Source organism: Undibacterium sp. MH2W (assembly GCF_049340215.1).
In the GTDB taxonomy this organism is placed as follows: domain Bacteria; phylum Pseudomonadota; class Gammaproteobacteria; order Burkholderiales; family Burkholderiaceae_D; genus Undibacterium.
Genome location: NZ_JBMPPA010000007.1, coordinates 144449 through 161577, shown reverse-complemented (window position 1 = coordinate 161577; position 17129 = coordinate 144449). Strand labels below are relative to the sequence as shown.

The 17129-nt window shown below is 47.9% G+C and carries 19 protein-coding genes; 3 read left to right on the top strand and 16 right to left on the bottom strand.

Features of this window, described 5'->3' with window-relative positions; all coding sequences use genetic code 11:
* Positions 1–488: 488 nt before the first annotated feature.
* Both ispH and ACO0K2_RS16370 read right to left on the bottom strand, forming a co-directional pair.
* Entirely contained in the window at positions 489–1433 is a 945-nt protein-coding gene (gene ispH / locus ACO0K2_RS16375; protein ID WP_423020759.1) for a 4-hydroxy-3-methylbut-2-enyl diphosphate reductase, read from the bottom strand.
* A gap of 3 nt (positions 1434–1436) precedes the next feature.
* Positions 1437–1892 (bottom strand): FKBP-type peptidyl-prolyl cis-trans isomerase, encoded by a 456-nt coding sequence (locus ACO0K2_RS16370; RefSeq protein WP_423020757.1) that lies wholly within the window; start codon positions 1890–1892, stop codon positions 1437–1439.
* 147 nt (positions 1893–2039) lie between these two features.
* Between ACO0K2_RS16370 and radC the strand changes: the two genes are divergently transcribed.
* From radC to rpmG, 3 genes are all read left to right on the top strand, one after another.
* Positions 2040–2714, top strand: a complete 675-nt coding sequence (radC, locus tag ACO0K2_RS16365) for a RadC family protein (protein WP_423020755.1) — start codon at positions 2040–2042, stop codon at positions 2712–2714.
* 172 nt (positions 2715–2886) lie between these two features.
* On the top strand, positions 2887–3123 hold the full coding sequence (gene rpmB, locus ACO0K2_RS16360; protein WP_162021243.1) for a 50S ribosomal protein L28: 237 nt from the start codon (positions 2887–2889) through the stop codon (positions 3121–3123).
* 25 nt (positions 3124–3148) lie between these two features.
* Complete coding sequence (rpmG, locus tag ACO0K2_RS16355) at positions 3149–3316, top strand: 50S ribosomal protein L33 (protein WP_110257750.1); 168 nt, start codon at positions 3149–3151, stop codon at positions 3314–3316.
* A gap of 313 nt (positions 3317–3629) precedes the next feature.
* On the opposite strand, the gene ACO0K2_RS16350 is transcribed toward rpmG, so the two are convergent.
* From ACO0K2_RS16350 to ACO0K2_RS16285, 14 genes are all read right to left on the bottom strand, one after another.
* Positions 3630–4832 carry a DesA family fatty acid desaturase gene (locus ACO0K2_RS16350; protein WP_423020753.1) on the bottom strand — a complete coding sequence of 401 codons (1203 nt, stop codon included), beginning with the start codon at positions 4830–4832 and terminating at the stop codon, positions 3630–3632.
* A gap of 131 nt (positions 4833–4963) precedes the next feature.
* Complete coding sequence (locus ACO0K2_RS16345) at positions 4964–6274, bottom strand: mechanosensitive ion channel family protein (RefSeq protein ID WP_423020751.1); 1311 nt, start codon at positions 6272–6274, stop codon at positions 4964–4966.
* A 58-nt stretch (positions 6275–6332) separates the two neighbouring features.
* Entirely contained in the window at positions 6333–7589 is a 1257-nt protein-coding gene (locus ACO0K2_RS16340; protein WP_423020749.1) for an RsmB/NOP family class I SAM-dependent RNA methyltransferase, read from the bottom strand.
* Positions 7590–7850: 261 nt separating this feature from the next.
* Positions 7851–8456, bottom strand: coding sequence for a phosphoribosylglycinamide formyltransferase (gene purN / locus ACO0K2_RS16335; protein WP_423020747.1), 606 nt, complete (start codon positions 8454–8456; stop codon positions 7851–7853).
* A gap of 161 nt (positions 8457–8617) precedes the next feature.
* On the bottom strand, positions 8618–9028 hold the full coding sequence (locus tag ACO0K2_RS16330) for a barstar family protein (RefSeq protein ID WP_423020745.1): 411 nt from the start codon (positions 9026–9028) through the stop codon (positions 8618–8620).
* An 8-nt stretch (positions 9029–9036) separates the two neighbouring features.
* Positions 9037–9411, bottom strand: coding sequence for a ribonuclease domain-containing protein (locus tag ACO0K2_RS16325; RefSeq protein ID WP_423020743.1), 375 nt, complete (start codon positions 9409–9411; stop codon positions 9037–9039).
* 101 nt (positions 9412–9512) lie between these two features.
* On the bottom strand, positions 9513–10700 hold the full coding sequence (locus tag ACO0K2_RS16320; RefSeq protein WP_423020741.1) for a patatin-like phospholipase family protein: 1188 nt from the start codon (positions 10698–10700) through the stop codon (positions 9513–9515).
* 253 nt (positions 10701–10953) lie between these two features.
* Complete coding sequence (locus ACO0K2_RS16315; RefSeq protein ID WP_423020739.1) at positions 10954–11712, bottom strand: 3-hydroxyacyl-CoA dehydrogenase; 759 nt, start codon at positions 11710–11712, stop codon at positions 10954–10956.
* A gap of 286 nt (positions 11713–11998) precedes the next feature.
* The gene (adk, locus tag ACO0K2_RS16310; protein ID WP_423020737.1) at positions 11999–12655 is read right to left on the bottom strand and encodes an adenylate kinase; all 657 of its coding nucleotides are present in this window, start codon (positions 12653–12655) and stop codon (positions 11999–12001) included.
* Positions 12656–12883: 228 nt separating this feature from the next.
* Positions 12884–13654 carry a 3-deoxy-manno-octulosonate cytidylyltransferase gene (kdsB, locus tag ACO0K2_RS16305; RefSeq protein ID WP_423020735.1) on the bottom strand — a complete coding sequence of 257 codons (771 nt, stop codon included), beginning with the start codon at positions 13652–13654 and terminating at the stop codon, positions 12884–12886.
* A 70-nt stretch (positions 13655–13724) separates the two neighbouring features.
* The gene (locus ACO0K2_RS16300; RefSeq protein ID WP_423020733.1) at positions 13725–13910 is read right to left on the bottom strand and encodes a Trm112 family protein; all 186 of its coding nucleotides are present in this window, start codon (positions 13908–13910) and stop codon (positions 13725–13727) included.
* On the bottom strand, positions 13891–14958 hold the full coding sequence (lpxK, locus tag ACO0K2_RS16295) for a tetraacyldisaccharide 4'-kinase (protein WP_423020731.1): 1068 nt from the start codon (positions 14956–14958) through the stop codon (positions 13891–13893). Before lpxK ends, ACO0K2_RS16300 begins: the two co-directional genes overlap by 20 nt.
* Before the next feature lie 69 nt (positions 14959–15027).
* Positions 15028–15477 (bottom strand): ExbD/TolR family protein, encoded by a 450-nt coding sequence (locus tag ACO0K2_RS16290; RefSeq protein WP_423020729.1) that lies wholly within the window; start codon positions 15475–15477, stop codon positions 15028–15030.
* Between the two features lie 2 nt (positions 15478–15479).
* Entirely contained in the window at positions 15480–16085 is a 606-nt protein-coding gene (locus ACO0K2_RS16285) for a MotA/TolQ/ExbB proton channel family protein (protein WP_423020727.1), read from the bottom strand.
* Positions 16086–17129 lie beyond the last annotated feature (1044 nt).

The following is a 17129-nucleotide window of genomic DNA, read 5'->3' as shown; positions in this document are numbered from 1 at the left end:
TCGAAATTTCAGCTGTCTTCGTACGAAACAGCTGGGTAAGCCTTCATACATCTGTACAGCAAAAATTGTTCCTGATAACAAAAACGGCACCTATGTTGTTAAGGTGCCGCCCGGGTTGTAGCGTTTGCTATCCGAAAAGGCGCGTCATCATATTGAGAGTGACAATATTACGTGAAATACACATGATTCAAATCTCCTCTGCAACTTTTGGTAAAAGTTTTTTCTAATATTTAGACATCTTCAGTACGCCAGTGAAGTGGGCGCGATTATACCTAGCGACAGACGTATCCTAGTGGTAAAAAAACCACCCGTATCTACGTATTTTCCACAAACCCGCTATTCCAGCATATACACTTTTGACATTCAAAAAGACCCAAATACCACTGCAGCGCCATCATAATCACGAGTTCGCAAAATAAAATATTGAAAAGCAAAAGAAAAACTGATTTTAATCAAATTTGTGCATCATGCTTGGGTTAAGTGCATCCTTATTGATCCTGCTTCGGGTTGTGTAGCCCTTTTGGCATAGGGAAAGTGACGTTTTCTTGCACACCATCGAGCGGACGTACGCTTCGTGCACCAAGTTCGCGCAAACGATCAATGACTTCTTGCACTAGCACTTCCGGCGCTGAAGCGCCTGCCGTCACACCGACGCGCTGCACACCCTCAAGCCAAGCGGCATCAATCATGGTGGCGTTATCAACCATGTAGGCTGTTGCCCCCATCTTTTCTGCCACTTCACGCAGACGGTTTGAATTCGAACTATTGGGGCTACCAACAACAATAACTAACTCTACTTGTGGTGCCATAAATTTAACCGCCTCTTGACGATTGGTCGTCGCGTAGCAGATGTCACCTTTTTTCGGCTCACTAATCTGTGGAAACCGCTGCTTCAAGGCTTCGATAATCTCAGCAGTATCATCCACGGACAAGGTTGTCTGTGACACGTATGCCAACATCTCTGGATTCTTTACTTCCAAATGTGCGACATCAGCCACCGTTTCGACGAGGTACATCCCGTCTTCACTTTGCCCCATCGTGCCTTCTACCTCAGGATGACCGTCATGTCCGATCATGATAATTTCACGACCTTCACGGCGCATCTTCACGACTTCCATGTGAACCTTCGTCACCAAAGGACAGGTCGCATCAAAGACGGTCACACCTCGTGCGTCGGCTTCTTTTCGTACTGCCTGAGACACGCCATGCGCTGAAAAAATCAAGGTATTACCCGCTGGCACGTCTTCAAGATTTTCAATGAAGATAGCGCCTTTGGATTTCAGATCACTCACCACATAAGCATTGTGAACAATTTCATGCCTAACATAGATAGGCGCACCGAATTGTTTTAAAGCGCGTTCAACAATTTCAATGGCCCGATCAACGCCAGCGCAAAAACCACGTGGCTGAGCTAATAAGATTTCCTTGTCCATGTTTTATAAAATTCCTATGATCTTCGTTTCGAATAAGACAGACTGCCCGGCAAGCGGGTGATTGAAGTCGAATAAATAACCTTGCTCATCCACTGCTCGCAGGATACCGGCGAAACGACCACCAGATGGCGCTGCAAAGTCGACCAGATCACCGACAACATACTGCTCCCCAAACGAAGAATTGGCTTTCAGCGTCTCGACAGAAACACGTTGAATCAGCTCGGGGTTACGCGGTCCAAATGCTTTTTCCGGCGGTAACTCCTGGGTCATGTGCGAGCCTTCGACGAGTCCCAACAAGGCATTTTCCAGTTCAGGGGCTAACTGACCTGTACCCATTTGTAACGTTGCAGGGCTTTCATGGAAGGTACTGATAATATCTTCGCCGTCCAGCGTTGCGAGCCGGTAATGCAGCGTTAAGTAGGCATCTTTGGTGACGACGGGTAAATCTGGTGTAGTCATAGCAGGGCAATCAAGTTAATGGCTTTTGCGGACAAGTCCGCGGACAAACCCATATTGTAAGCCAGCTTTTGCTTTGGCAAGTTTTTCTCGCGTTATATCAAGGACAATAAAGCGTCTTCCATCACAAATATAAAGGAGAAACTCCGCATGGCGATCAATGATTGGCCAGAAGATCAACGTCCTCGTGAGCGACTTATCAAATCAGGGGCAGCGTCACTCTCGGACGCTGAATTACTTGCCGTCTTTTTAAGAACGGGCGTCTCCGGAAAAACGGCGGTTGATCTTGGTCGGGATATGCTGACCCATTTTGGCTCCTTAGCGCGACTGTTTGCCGCCAACATGAAAGATTTCTCCGCCATTCACGGGTTGGGCCATGCAAAATATGCGCAGCTACAAGCAGTATTGGAACTGGCAAAACGGGCCATCAACGAAGAGCTAAAAGAAACAACTGCCCTATCCTCCCCTGAAGCCGTAAAAAAATACCTACAACTGCTGCTGGCCAATAAGATGCACGAATCCTTTGCTGTGTTATTTTTGGATATCAAAAATCGCTTGATCGCTTCAGAAGAACTGTTTCGAGGTACGTTAAACCACGCCAGTGTTTACCCGAGAGAAGTCGTCAAAGCCGCACTCTCCCACAACGCAGCGGCGTTGATTTTGGCGCACAATCATCCCTCAGGGGCTTGCGATCCTAGCCGCGCTGATATTGATCTGACGCACAATTTACAACAAGCACTCGGGCTCGTCGATATTAAAGTACTGGATCACTTTATCGTAGCCAACCCGCATGTCTATTCGTTTGCAGAGCACGGTCTCATGTGAAGAACAAGGGGAAGAAGGCCCGTCCATGTTGATTCAAAAGAGGCTTAAAACCAAATTGTTAAATTTTAAAATTCATTAAGACACAATTGTTTTTCACAAGTCGTTGATAAATCACAGTTTTTTGTTTATACTCTCATTTTTTCCAATTTCGGAAACTATTAAGGAGTTAATCATGGCACGTGTATGCCAAGTGACTGGGAAGGGGCCAATGGTTGGCAACAATGTTTCCCACGCTAATAACAAAACAAAACGTCGCTTTTTGCCAAATCTGCAAAATCGTCGCTTTTTCGTAGAATCAGAAAACCGTTGGGTTTCTCTGCGTTTGTCCAATGCTGGTCTGCGCGTCATTGACAAAGTCGGCATCGATGCCGTTTTGGCTGACCTGCGTGCTCGCGGCGAAAAAGTTTAAGCTAAACTATTGTTAGGAAAATATCATGGCTAAATCTGGTCGCGACAAAATCAAGCTGGAGTCTACAGCTGGTACTGGTCACTTCTACACAACCTCCAAAAACAAGCGCACTATGCCTGAAAAAATGGAGATCATGAAGTTTGATCCAAAAGCACGTAAGCACGTTATCTACAAAGAAACTAAAATTAAATAATTTTGGTTCTTTTTGGAAAATAAAAAACCTCGCTCATTTGGCGAGGTTTTTTATTTTCTAGACGCAAAAATCAAACACATCAACAGCGTCCACAGAATCAACAGCGACGATAGCGTCAACAGCATCGCACCATTCAACTCATCAAAGCGGTAAAGAGCGTCAAGAGATCAACACACCGTCAGTGTCGTCTCCTCTCTCCTTTGCGCCCTATCCTAAACCACCCTACCCTGTGCACACACTCGCTTCTTGGCATCACCGCGTGGGACATAAAAAAACGGCACCCTAAGGTGCCGTTCTATTGAGATCCCATTGCTTATGCGTAGGTACGCAGGCGACGAGAAAAATCGTACAACGTCTGAATGCCAGACGCTTCAGCCCGCGTGCACCAGTCTTGTAACTGATGTACCAACTGCTCGCGACTAACGGTCGAACGCTCCCAGATGAGGCCTAACTCAACCCGCATGTCGTGCATTGTTTTCAATGCAGCACTATGGGCTAACACTTCGGACAACTGTTGTTTCTGTGGCGCTTCGAGTTTTGTCGGCTCACGTTGCAATAATTTTTTTGCCGATTTCAAGCGTGCTGCTTCAAACTGCGCCTTTTCACGCAACGAGGCGACTTCATCGCGCCATGTACGACGCAATGATTGCGTGTACTTCGCCATGACATCGTAACGATGCGTAATGACAGCTTGCAAGGTATCGAGGTCAATCACGGACTTGAGCTCTGCAAATTTTGGTTCTGGCGCGACTTTTTTCACTTTCGCCCAACCCACCATTTCCATACAGCGGATATACATCCAGCCAATGTCAAATTCGTACCATTTTGAAGACAATTTGGCCGATGTACCGAACGTATGGTGGTTATTGTGGAGCTCTTCGCCACCAATCAAAATACCAATCGGGAAAATATTGGTCGATGCATCAACGCAATCGTAATTGCGATAACCCCAGTAGTGACCGATACCATTAATGATGCCAGCCGCAGTCACCGGAATCCACATCATCTGTACCGCCCATACCGTCACGCCAATCACACCAAATAAGGCGAAATCAATGATGAACATCAAGGCGATACCTTGCCAGCTGAAGCGTGTATATACATTACGCTCCATCCAGTCGTCCGGTGTACCGTGACCATACTTTTGAATCGTTTCGAGATTTTTCGATTCGATGCGGTACAGCTCAGCACCTTCCGTTAAGACTTTCTTGATGCCGCGTGTTTGTGGGCTATGCGGATCTTCTTCCGTTTCACATTTGGCATGATGTTTACGGTGCACTGCCGCCCACTCTTTGGTGACCTGGCCTGTTGTTAGCCACAACCAGAACCGGAAAAAATGACTAGGGATTGCATGCAAATCCAAGGCGCGGTGCGCTTGGCAACGATGCAAGAAGATCGTTACGCTGGCGATCGTGATATGTGTCACCACCATCGTAAAGATAAAGACTTGCCATCCTGTCGCACGGGTCAAACCGTTGGATAGAAAATCGACGACTGTATCAATAAATGTACTCAAAATAACATGTACTCCGTTGTTAACGTCTGCTTCGTAGCTTATATCGCAAAGTTACTCTAGCCAAATTTAATTTAATTGCGACCGCATTGTACGCGCTTTTAGAGGAGACACACCAAATTTATCAACATACCTTAGCGAACTGAAGGGGCAATATCCCCTACTGGTGATGCCAAGGTCACAACACGTTGTGGATAAGGCAAATTAATATCTTGCTCCTGAATGACCGTCCACAGTGCACGGTTCACATTCGACAACACGCCCGTTCTACCGTTCTCGGGATCAACAATCCAAAATCCAACACGGAGTTCGAGACCATCACTACCAAATTTCATCAGATAAGCAGCGGGGGCTGGTTCCTGCGCAACGCGATCAACTTTTGCGGTAGCTTCAACCAAAAGCGGCATGATTTTTTCGAGATCTGTTTGGTAGGACACCACCAGATCCGTCGTCATGGCAACACTGCGGTTCGTGAGAGAAAAGTTTTGAACAGGATTCGACACCAGCATTTCATTCGGAATAACTGACTCAGCGCCATCAAACCCCTGCAAGACGGTATAGCGCGTATTGATCTGCGTGACTCGGCCATTGAATTTATCGACCGTGATCATGTCACCGATCGACATACTGCGATCAAGCAAGATAATGAAGCCCGACACGTAGTTGCTGGCAATTTTTTGCAGACCAAAACCGAGACCCACCCCCAGCGCACCACCAAAAACAGACAGCACCGTTAAGTCAATACCGACAATCGTCAGACTCACTAACACAGCGATTAAAATGAGTAAGGCACGCCCCACGCGAGAAAGAACAACTTTCAACGAAGAATGCATACTCGGCAGCAACATGAGGCGCGCTTCGAGCGCCGCGCTTGCCCACAGAGCGATGACGATCGTCAGTACGACTGAGATCGTTGCCTGAAAAATATTGAGTAGGGAAATTTTATTCTTACCAACGGGCAAGACAATGTCATCGAGCGCCGCCAACACATCTGGCCACAACCCCGTGAAATGCAATACCACGCCAATCCACACCAAGATTGCAAACAGCTTTTCAAACACAGCCAGAAACGTACCAATACGTCCTTGCCGAGAAAAGGTTTTACGAACAATGTAAAAACCAAAGCGAATGATGGCGAGCGAGCCAATGATAGGAAAGAGCAAAGTCAGCAAATGCGTATGTTGCCAGCGTCCTAAAATCGCCTCGCCAACACCCAAGAAAACCATATTCAATGCCGGTGACAACACCCGTGAGAAACTTTCTACGCCGATGTGCATCACACCGTGCGTGGGTTCCCCTTGAGAAAACATGCGTCGTAAAACGCGGGAAAGTTGCCATGCAAGCAAAAAGCAAATGGCAACCGTTCCGACCTGCCATAAAAACTGCGGCTCACGAAAATCATCCGCCAGATCAGCGATAAGCGTTGTCAGAATTTGAGTGTTCATGATGAGGTCAATCAGATACCTGCCTTTGTAGCAACAAAGGCAGGTCAGAGGAAGGAGATTATTTATTACGTTCTAAGATCGCAGCAAAGAAGCCGTCGGTCTGGTGAATGTGTGGGTACAGCTTCAGATAGTCACCCATCTCAAGATCGACTTTTTGTTCTGCTAACACTTTGGATGCAGGGACCAAGGTAAAGTCTGCGTGTTCCGCGAGGAATGCTTTCACAATATCCTCGTTCTCTTCGTCGAGAATACTGCATGTGGCATACACCAAACGACCACCTGGTTTGACCATGCGAGATGCACTTGCCAAAATCGATGCCTGTTTTACGTTCAATTCAGCAACGCCCTCCGCTGTCTGACGCCATTTAACGTCGGGATTGCGGCGCAAAGTGCCAAGACCACTACATGGCGCATCAACCAGCACGCGATCAAGCTTTGCGGCCAAACGCTTCACTTTAGCGTCTTTTTCATGCGCGATCACGACAGGGTGCACATTGGATAAGCCACTGCGCGCCAGACGTGGTTTTAATTTTGCCAAACGTTTTTCAGAAATATCAAACGCATACAAACGACCTGTATTGCGCATGATCGCGCCCAATGCCAGTGTCTTACCACCCGCACCAGCACAGAAATCGGCCACCATCTCACCTCGGCGAGCACCAACCAACTGCGCCAGCAACTGACTACCTTCATCCTGCACTTCAATCGTACCGTCTTTAAACAGTGGCAAATTCTGAATCGACGGCTTTTTAATGACACGCAGACCGCTCGATGAATAAGGCGTTGGCACAGCAATAATTGGGGCTTGTGCGAGCGAAGTAACCACATCATCACGATTACCCTTCATCGCATTGACCCGCAAATCCAGCGGTGCGGGCGTATTCAACGCAGAAGTCAACGCTAACGCTTCCTCTTCGCCAAAGCGCGCGTTTAATTTTTCCCAAATCCAAGCAGGCATGTTGGACTTCATCGTCACTGGCAAGTGCGAGCGGTCGATTTGCATCACACGGTCCAGCCATGCGGTTTCTTCTTCGGACAAGCCACCTAAAGACTCAACACCAACCGCATCGGCCAAACCCAACAGGGTTAAACGACGCATTGGCGAGCCAGAGCCCGACTCAGAAAAATTGGTATAGACCGACTTATTGCGCAATAAGCCGTAGATCGCTTCCGCAATAACACCGCGCTCACGTGAACCGAGGCGAGGATGTTCGCGGAAATAACGAGACAATGTGCCATCCGCTGGGCCTGTAAAACGTAAAATATCGCGCAGAACTTCTTCTGCATGGCCAATGATGGCTGGAGGTAATCGCATGGTGTTTCCTTAAATTACTGATGGGGTCAGATCCCTGCCCCTGTTTTTGATCTGCTCAAGAATGACACAACATTGTAGTGGCCAAGCAATCGGTAATACGACATGACAACGCAACCTTACACACGTTTTTAAACGCATTTTTAAACGCATTTTAACAAGGTCAACAGACACCGTGGGTGCCTTGGTGGAGCCTTGGTGGATGCCATGTTTCGTTAATTCATGGCATTCTTGCTGCGTTACCGCGTAGTGACGTTGATTCGTTTATTCGCTAATTCTGACGATATTGCCAACGATACTGATCTTGCCTTCCACGAACTGGCGTACAGCACGAGGATAAATGATGTGCTCTTGTTCAAGCACGCGTTGAGCCAGACTGTTTTCGGTATCTTCATCATGTACAGCAACGGCAGCTTGCGCAACGATCGGACCATGGTCTAATTCTGCCGTGACAAAATGCACTGTCGCACCGTGCAATTTCACGCCAGCATCCAAGGCCTGCCGATGTGTTGCCAATCCAACAAAACTTGGCAACAAAGACGGATGAATGTTTAACATTCTTCCCGCATAATGGTTCACAAATGCAGGGGTAAGGATGCGCATAAATCCGGCCAACACTACGAGATCCGGTGCAAACTCATCGATTTTCTGCTGCAACGCTGCGTCAAACGCTTCCCGTTGGGAAAATTCTTTACTGACAACAACCGCAGTCGCAATACCTTGACGCTCTGCGTAGGCCAAGCCACTGGCATCGGCTTTGTTACTGATAACGGCGGCAATCTGAGCTGGCCATTTTTGGGCAATACAGGCGTCAACCACTGCCTGCATATTGCTACCACGACCAGAAATGAGGATAACAATCTTTTTCATGGCGGCATTGTACCGCTGTCAGGCGTCAAGCCCCAAATAAAAATGGCAGAGTTTGACAAATAAGATAATTAAAACAATCACTTGATCGCATTTTGCACTGAAAAAGTGCCGCCATCCGGATTTTCTACCCGCCAGACGGCCATCAATGACGGCCTTCTTTTTTACTCAAAAGAATAAAACACCCGGAACGGCACCTTCTTTTCAGCCCAGAACTCGGCGGCATCCCGGAAGACATCTAACAGCGTTTCACGCGCTTCTTTGTCAAATTTGTCGTTGCTTGGAAGTTGCTCAAGAACAATCACAAAACCCGTTTGCGGTCCTGCGTGATCCATTTCATCCGTCAAACAATCGGCTAATGCATCGAGATTTCTCGCTGACTTTGGGAAGCCAAACGAGCGCGAAATGGTCGAGATGACTTGTAAGCGCGTTTCGGCATCAAGGCAGTACGCATATAAAAAATGCTGCCCGCTTTTCACTGCTTCCGCTTGCAAATCCGGAATATGAAATGCCCGAATCGATTGCACAACGTTGCTTGCTGTCCCTGCAAATACGTCTATTTTTTCCTCAGTCATCGACGTCCTCACTCTTCTCTGATACGACGAAAGCTCTCGTAGTGGTCATTGGTGTAGTAATACTCACCCGAACTTGTTGGGTTACCTCCAGCAATAATGCGACGGATGCCACGATTTCGCGCGCCGGGGGTAGGAACGGTGTACTCATGGTAATAACCGCGCTTTTGCTTAGGTAAGCGAGACTCGTAATTACCAAAAACGACCCCATCCTTCGGGTATGGGAACGGTCCACCCTGTTTAATAAGTGCCAATGTCGTTTGCGCCTCTCTCGGCAAATCGGCGATCGCAACTGTATCGCCTGCGTCTCTGGCAAAGACCAGCGACACGAACAAAGACAACAATAAACTCAGAACACCGCGCTGCCAAAAACGTAACGTCAGCATGATTTCACACTCAACAATAAGATAAAAAAGATATCTTAGCGCCTTCGACAGCGAGTTTCACTAACGAACATATCTTTTTTTAATGCTCGTCGATGGCGTACCTACTGAGCACTATCAGGTGCGGCACCAAAAAAGGACAACACGTCGTGTTGACGCGCACGGGTGTCTTTGCGCCCCAAAGCGATCAGCTCTCGTGTGTAACTCGACTCAAATAAGAGATAAGAAGCCAACGCAGAACCGCGCGCCTCCGTCGCACCAATACCACCCAGCATCGTGCGCACAGGGAGAGGCAAGCTACCAATGTGACGATTGGCAATATCATCAAGCCGCTCAGACGGTGCAATCACCAATAAATCCAAGGGCCTCAACGGCGTTTTATCGAGTAACTCCGGTGGCAGCACCGATAGCGTTTTATTGATTCGCTCAAGTCGCTCAATATCGACCGCCAAACTATCAAGAAAAATACTCGATAAGGCGTGCCCTGCGATCTGCGCCAAACTAGGGTATCGAGCGGCTTCCGTCCGCACTGACGGTGGTTCGGCGAGTCGTCCAGCGCCAACAATCAAAATCTTTTTCGCCCCCAAATGAATCGCGGGTGAAATAGGCGCCAGTTGGCGCATCGATCCATCGCCGCAATATTCCATTTGCCCACCCCAATTCAGCGGTACAGCAGGAAACATAAACGGAATGGCGGAGGACGCCATCAAATGCGGAACCGAGATAAAATCACGTTGCGCCAGCCGTTGGCTCCTGACCCAGGGCTCAATATCTGCAAGCGTTTGGTAAAAAGTGAGATGCTGCCCTGCTGAATAAGACGACGCAGTAACGGCCAATGCATGCAAACTCCCGTTCTGAAAAGCGGCATCCAAGCGCGTCAGATCGAGCATGCGGGTCAACAACTCGTCTAACGGTGAATTATCCAGCAAGGAATTCGGTGGGGACTTGCGCCATTTGTTGAGCAACCAGCCAAAAGACCAGAGTGATAACCAACGTGCCCCGCTTCGAATGACTCCTAACGAGTCCGCTCGGTACACTTGAGCTGCTTCAAAATTTTCCCAAACCCGCAAAATATTGGCCATCGAATCACCGAAGTGATCGGCGCGACACGCGAGCGCCGTCGCATTGATGGCACCTGCTGAGGTACCGCAAATGATGCCAAAAGGATTTGTCGCGGGATTCCACGAAGCGCCAACAAGAATATCGGCAATTTCTGCGAGGACGCCGACTTGGTAAGCGGCACGCGCACCGCCGCCTGTTAAGATTAATCCGGTTGTGGCGTTAGGGCTCATTCGACTCCAAAGATTCAGGACAGGGATGAGGGACGCGGCAAAGACAACGGCGCTTCAAGGGCATCCAATCGCCGCCTGAGCACCAAGTTGCGTCTTTGTCGCGGTACACCTTCGTTTGTTAGTGTAGTGTCCTGCACCCCGAATGTCATGCACCGATGTTGTATAAAATTAACTTCAGCAAACACTTTGCCAGAAATGGCGTTCAATTTGCCTCTCGCCAACAACGATGCATGGGTCGATCAGGATGGCACCCTTATTTTGGCTGCATGCGGATCGCGCCATCGAGGCGGATTGTTTCGCCGTTCATCATGACGTTTTCGATGATGGTTTTTGACAAATGGGCATACTCTTCTGGCTTACCAAGGCGTGGTGGGAACGGTACCATTTTCCCTAATGCATCTTGCACTTCTTGTGGCATACCGAGCAACATCGGTGTCTCGAAAATACCAGGGGCAATGGTCATCACGCGAATGCCGCTGCGAGAGAGGTCGCGTGCCATTGGCAACGTCAGACCAACAACAGCAGCTTTGGAGGAAGCATAAGCAGCTTGACCAATTTGACCGTCATAGGCCGCAACGGACGCTGTATTGATAATCACGCCACGCTCGCCTTGTTCGTTGGCGTCCATTTTGCCCATCGCATCAGCGGCAAGGCGGCACATATTGAACGTGCCAATCAGGTTGATATTGACCACACGTTGGAAGACATCGAGTGGATGTGGACCATCTTTACCAACAGTTTTCACCGCTGGCGCAACACCAGCACAGTTCACCAAGCCACGGACTGGACCAAGCGACAAGGCGGCTGCTACAACAGCTTTGCCATCGGCTTCTGATGTCACGTCACATTTAACGAATTGACCACCCAACTCGGCAGCAAGTTTTTCGCCTGCTTCGACTTGCACGTCAGCCAATACAACCTTGCCACCATTCGCAGCAATCATTCTTGCTGTCGCAGCGCCAAGGCCGGACGCACCGCCAGTGATAATAAATACGCCATTCTGAATTTGCATGTCTTGTCTCTCTCGGTATGGTTAATAAATTCCGTGTCATTTCATCATATCGCATGCCAATCGATCCTCTTGAGGGCTCGTCGCGTTTTTCTGACGACGCTCAAGCATGCCATCGGCTGCATATTGACGGTACTGACGCTATTGACGTTAACGTAAACGTCATATCGATATTATTGCACCTTCGCTTTGCCTTGGAAATAAAAAGATGATGAACACTGGTCTTGGTAGGAGTCACTCTGGAAAGAAAACAAACAGGTGAAAAAAAAGCGGACCGAAGTCCGCTTTTTTATTCTGACAGCGCAGCAAAGGCGCTGTCACGAATTGTTTCTACTGGCCCGACGCCAGCAATTTTTCGGTATTTAGGCGCACCTGGCTGACCAGATTTTGCCCAGTCACCGTAGTAGCTTACTAACACTTCAGTTTGCTCATGGTAGACCGACAAACGTTTTTTGACTGTTTCTTCTTTATCATCGTCACGCTGAATCAGTTCCTCACCCGTCACGTCATCTTTCCCTTCCACTTTAGGTGGATTGAATTTCACGTGATATGTGCGACCAGAACCAGGATGAACACGACGGCCGGACATGCGATCAATGATCGCCTCATCAGGTACATCAATTTCCAACACGTAGTCCATATGCACACCCGCTTCTTTCATTGCATCAGCTTGGGGTGTCGTACGTGGGAATCCATCAAACAGATAACCATTTTTGCAATCATCTTGCTTCAGACGGTCTTTCACTAAACCAATGATGATGTCATCCGACACCAATCCGCCGGCGTCCATGACTTTTTTCGCTTCGAGACCAAGCGGTGTGCCCGCTTTCACCGCAGCACGCAGCATATCGCCAGTCGAGATTTGGGGAATATTAAATTTCTCTTTGATGTAATTAGCCTGAGTGCCTTTGCCGGCACCTGGTGCTCCTAATAAAATAAGACGCATTTTTTATTTCCTAAGACGAGTTTGAATTTATTTTGGGCGGGCACGAACTGCGTACACGCTGATTTTTTTGCTTCTGGTTGCTGTACTTCGCTCACTGACACCACATATTTATTTTTTCTTTTGGCGGTATCGCGCTAGTAATAACACAGATTCTTTTCACGAAACTTACCACAATTTCCGACCTTATTGATGCTTTAGCACCAAATCATGGCTAAGTTCCTTCAATTTTTAACCAATTTCCGAAAAAAATCGTCGGACTTTTTCCAAATCTTCTGGCGTATCCACGCCCGGCGCGGGGCTCGCATCGGTTACATGTACCGCAATTGAAAAGCCGTGCCACAACACGCGAAGTTGTTCGAGTGCTTCGATTTGCTCTAAGGGTGACACAGCGAGTTGTGGATATTTTTTTAGGAAATCGTTGCGATATGCATACAAGCCGATGTGTCGTAGTGGCTGGTAGTGCTGCGGAAAAGCCGGCCGTGTCGCAGCGAGGCCATCCGCAAAGGCATCGCGGTGCCATGGGATCGTTGCTCTTGAAAAATAAAGCGCACGGTCATTTTTATCCAAGACCACTTTCACAACGTTGGGATTAAATGCATCCTCCACCGCATGGATGGGATGCGCAGCCGTTGCCATAGGGACATCGGCATTGACCAAAGCCGCGGTCGCTGCAATTAATGCGGGATCGATTAACGGTTCGTCGCCCTGTACGTTCACGATCACGGCATCATCCGGCAGTTGCATTCGCTCTGCGACTTCGGCAATTCGGTCGGTACCCGAGGGATGATCCGCGCGTGTCATACAAACAGGAATACCGTGCGTTTCACAAGCCGCCACGATATCAGGATGATCCGTCGCTACCATGATCGCTGTTGCCCCTGACGCTAACGCTCGCTCGGCAGTTCTCACCACCATCGGCTTACCCGCGATATCCGCCAGCGGCTTGTTCGGTAGACGGCTCGAGGCGAGACGGGCTGGGATGATGGCAACAAAACTCATGCAAATATCCTGATTTTCTATTATTTTCTTTTAATTTTGTTCGGGTGTTCTTTGGATTTTTATCGTGACCTTAGCGGGCATTAACTTCGTCAGATGTCAATGTACGTGCCTGCTCAGTCCACATAATCGGGATATCGTCCCGAATAGGAAATGCCATTTTGTCACCATAGCAGATCAATTCTTGACCTGCTTTGTTGTAAACCAAAGGTCCCTTGCAAGAAGGGCAAACTAAAACATCAAGCAGGCGAGTGTCCATGCTTTTTCTCCGAAATCATATGTAAAAGGTCCGTTGCAAACGAGGCGTCAAGCTGTGCCACGACGGGCACGACCCAAATACGCGCGTCATTTTGCAAGGCGGGAATTTGCCGACATTTTACTGCATCCTTTTCAGTGATCAGAATGCAATCGGCATCAATGTGTACAAAAGTCTGTGCATCGAACTGAAAATGGTCCGCCAAAGGCAGGCTCGCGAACGCCAAGCCTGCTTCACGCAGCATAGCAAAAAAACGTTGAGGGTTTCCGATTCCTGCAGCAGCAAGAATCTTCGATGCAGCCAGGTCTGACAACGCTTGTTGTATCGACGGATCGCCCAACCGATAAACAAACTGGGGCTGTAAGTGCATTCTCACCACGTTGGATGGCAAGCCTGTGACCGATGACACCGGTATAGCGAGTGGTGCGTTGAGAATCGTAAAGTCGCGGCGGCGGTGCAATGGTTCGCGTAAAGGACCGGCGGGCAACATCCAGCCATTACCGCCACCTCGCTCATCGAACAACATGATTTCGATATCGCGGGCCAGAAAATAATGCTGCAATCCATCATCAGCAATCAAGATGTCGACTTCCGGTCTACTCGCCAGCAGATGCCGCGCCGCCGCGACACGATCTCTGCCAACTGCAACCGGTGCCAATGTATGCTGCTTGATCAACAGTGGTTCATCGCCCACGACGGCAGCACTTGATTGCGCGTCGAGCAACGTCACATGTTCGGCATGCGCGCCATATCCCCGTGAAATCACGCCTGGATGCCACCCCGCAGCCTGTAACTGCTTAACAAGCCAAATCACCAATGGGGTTTTTCCGGTTCCTCCGACGAAGATATTCCCGACGACAACAACTGGAACTGGCAAACGCGTTTGCGGCTTATAGCCGAGCATAAACAAGCCAAAGCGAAACGTCACAAGGAACTGAAACAGTCGAGACAAGGGCCACAACATGCACGCGAACACACCGCGTTTTTGCCAGCGTTCTAATAACCACGTCTGAAGTTTGGCTGAAAATGATGTCCGAGGACGAGCTTGCATGCGGAATCCACAAAAAAACAACCCTGGCAAATACGCCAGGGCATAGAGTTCAACGATCGTACGTGACGCTTATTTCGGGCTCGACGCCTGAGCTGCAAACGTCACTTTTGCCATGCCGGCAATCCGTGCAGCTTCCAACACATCGATCACCGATTGATGCGTGGTCGCGCGGTCCGCATTAATGATCACGATCGGATCAGGCTGGCTACCCGATTTGCCCTGATCCAGTGCTGCAGCAGCACGCTTGAGATCGTCGGCGAGCGTTGTCGTATCTAAAAACGCGACGGCTTGGTCGTTGATTTTATAACGACCCTGCGCATCGATGCCAATATTGATCTGATTAGGCTTCTCGTCCTGCGCTTTTTGCGCGTCGGCGGTAGGCAATGTAATCTGCAATTCCGTAAAACGGCTATAGGTGGTCGTGACCATCAGAAAAATCAGAATCACCAACAGCACGTCGATAAACGGGATCAGATTGATTTCAGGTTCTTCCCTGCTGTTTCCTTTACGAAAGTTCATTATTACTTCCTGGCGCTATGAACAACGTCAACAAATTTAACAGCCTGCTGTTCCATGTCGACGACAAGGCTATCGACCAATGCACGGAAATGACGATACGCCACCAGCGTTGGCATCGCAATTAACAAACCAAAACCTGTGTTGTATAAAGCGACTGAAATACCGTGTGCGAGTTGTGCAGGATTAGCGCCAGCAGCGGTCTGTGAACCGAAAATCTCAATCATGCCCACAACCGTCCCAAACAAGCCCATTAATGGTGCGAGAGAAGCAATCGTGCCAAGCGTCGTTAAGAACCGCTCCAGCTCGTGCGCAACGGCGCTGCCCGCTTCTTCAATGGACTCCTTCATGACTTCACGCGGTGCACTGACGTTCCGCAAACCTGCTGCAAGAACTTTACCGAGTGGCGAGTTACCAGCAAGCTGATCGATCACTTCAGGACGCACCTTGCCGCTTTGATACACGCGGATGACTTCGTCTAACAAGGTGGATGGCAAAATTTTGTTTTTACGCAAAGAAAGACTGCGTTCTATGATCAGTGTTAAGGCAATCACAGAGGCAATTAACAACAAGTAAATAGGCCAACCGGCGGCTTGAATGATAGCGAACAAAGGTCACTCCTTGAAGGTTCAAATTTCCAACCCCGCAATGTAGCGTGTTGTGTGCAGACGGGCAAGTGTACTTTGAGGCATTGTCATTTCACAACGAAAAACTGCGTGTTTTACACAAATTCTGTGCGCAAACTTGTGGATAAGTTGCGCAAAGCTTGCTAAGTATTTGAATTTAAAACGTATTTCTCTTGCGCACAAGAAATAGGCAGCGATTCTCAGCAAAAAAGTCACCTGAAAAACGACATTTTTTTTAGAGTTTCTGCACACATTGTGTGGATAAGCTTGTGCACAAGGCGTGTAAATAAACCTAACCCTCTGATTTTAAATCGATTTCAGGTACTGCAAATAAAATAAGCAAACAGAGTGTTTCAGGATAAATATGCCTAAAAAGCATGCAAAGTTCGCCATTGTGGAGAAGTGCATTTCTTTTTCACAAATTGTGTGGATAACATTGTGTAAAAGCTGTCACTATCCCCTTAATTAATTGATTTATATAGAAAATTCTATTTAGCTTAATTTTTAAGCAAAGAGATCAAAACCGATAAAACATGATTTTTTACTATCAATCATGGGCTTTTTTTTCGGCTCTCAAACAATAACTGTGGGCTTTTGCACAAATCTTGTGGACAAGATTGTGAAAAAGCTGAGGAGATCAAATTAAGTCATTGATTTTAAAAGTTTATTTATCAAAGCTCAAAATTTAGGCAATAAGACTAAAGTCATCCCCATTGCGGCACGTGTGTAAATAACACGCAAAAATGACGAAAATAAGGCGATTTCTGCACAAAATTTGTGGATAAGATTGTGTAGAAGGCGATTATAAGTACTTAAGTAATTGATTTTAAAAGATATATAAACGCTGCATATAATTTAATCAAATTCATTATTTGACATCACCACCCAAGATATCCACTGCTTATGCACGTTTTCTGTGGATAAGTGTGTGTACAATGCCGTTGTTACTATAGAAAGTCATTGATTTGTAAGGAAATTTTCAAATTGCTCAAGTTATTTGCAGATGAAAAAACAATGAAAATCAACGAC

What these genes read in the sequence shown, in the direction of transcription:
- ispH (WP_423020759.1), bottom strand. Translation starts at nt 1,433, where the DNA reads ATGGACAAGGAAATCTTATTAGCTCAGCCACGTGGTTTTTGCGCTGGC.
- ACO0K2_RS16370 (WP_423020757.1), bottom strand. Translation starts at nt 1,892, where the DNA reads ATGACTACACCAGATTTACCCGTCGTCACCAAAGATGCCTACTTAACG.
- radC (WP_423020755.1), top strand. Translation starts at nt 2,040, where the DNA reads ATGGCGATCAATGATTGGCCAGAAGATCAACGTCCTCGTGAGCGACTT.
- rpmB (WP_162021243.1), top strand. Translation starts at nt 2,887, where the DNA reads ATGGCACGTGTATGCCAAGTGACTGGGAAGGGGCCAATGGTTGGCAAC.
- rpmG (WP_110257750.1), top strand. Translation starts at nt 3,149, where the DNA reads ATGGCTAAATCTGGTCGCGACAAAATCAAGCTGGAGTCTACAGCTGGT.
- ACO0K2_RS16345 (WP_423020751.1), bottom strand. Translation starts at nt 6,274, where the DNA reads ATGAACACTCAAATTCTGACAACGCTTATCGCTGATCTGGCGGATGAT.
- ACO0K2_RS16340 (WP_423020749.1), bottom strand. Translation starts at nt 7,589, where the DNA reads ATGCGATTACCTCCAGCCATCATTGGCCATGCAGAAGAAGTTCTGCGC.
- purN (WP_423020747.1), bottom strand. Translation starts at nt 8,456, where the DNA reads ATGAAAAAGATTGTTATCCTCATTTCTGGTCGTGGTAGCAATATGCAG.
- ACO0K2_RS16330 (WP_423020745.1), bottom strand. Translation starts at nt 9,028, where the DNA reads ATGACTGAGGAAAAAATAGACGTATTTGCAGGGACAGCAAGCAACGTT.
- ACO0K2_RS16325 (WP_423020743.1), bottom strand. Translation starts at nt 9,411, where the DNA reads ATGCTGACGTTACGTTTTTGGCAGCGCGGTGTTCTGAGTTTATTGTTG.
- ACO0K2_RS16320 (WP_423020741.1), bottom strand. Translation starts at nt 10,700, where the DNA reads ATGAGCCCTAACGCCACAACCGGATTAATCTTAACAGGCGGCGGTGCG.
- ACO0K2_RS16315 (WP_423020739.1), bottom strand. Translation starts at nt 11,712, where the DNA reads ATGCAAATTCAGAATGGCGTATTTATTATCACTGGCGGTGCGTCCGGC.
- adk (WP_423020737.1), bottom strand. Translation starts at nt 12,655, where the DNA reads ATGCGTCTTATTTTATTAGGAGCACCAGGTGCCGGCAAAGGCACTCAG.
- kdsB (WP_423020735.1), bottom strand. Translation starts at nt 13,654, where the DNA reads ATGAGTTTTGTTGCCATCATCCCAGCCCGTCTCGCCTCGAGCCGTCTA.
- ACO0K2_RS16300 (WP_423020733.1), bottom strand. Translation starts at nt 13,910, where the DNA reads ATGGACACTCGCCTGCTTGATGTTTTAGTTTGCCCTTCTTGCAAGGGA.
- lpxK (WP_423020731.1), bottom strand. Translation starts at nt 14,958, where the DNA reads ATGCAAGCTCGTCCTCGGACATCATTTTCAGCCAAACTTCAGACGTGG.
- ACO0K2_RS16290 (WP_423020729.1), bottom strand. Translation starts at nt 15,477, where the DNA reads ATGAACTTTCGTAAAGGAAACAGCAGGGAAGAACCTGAAATCAATCTG.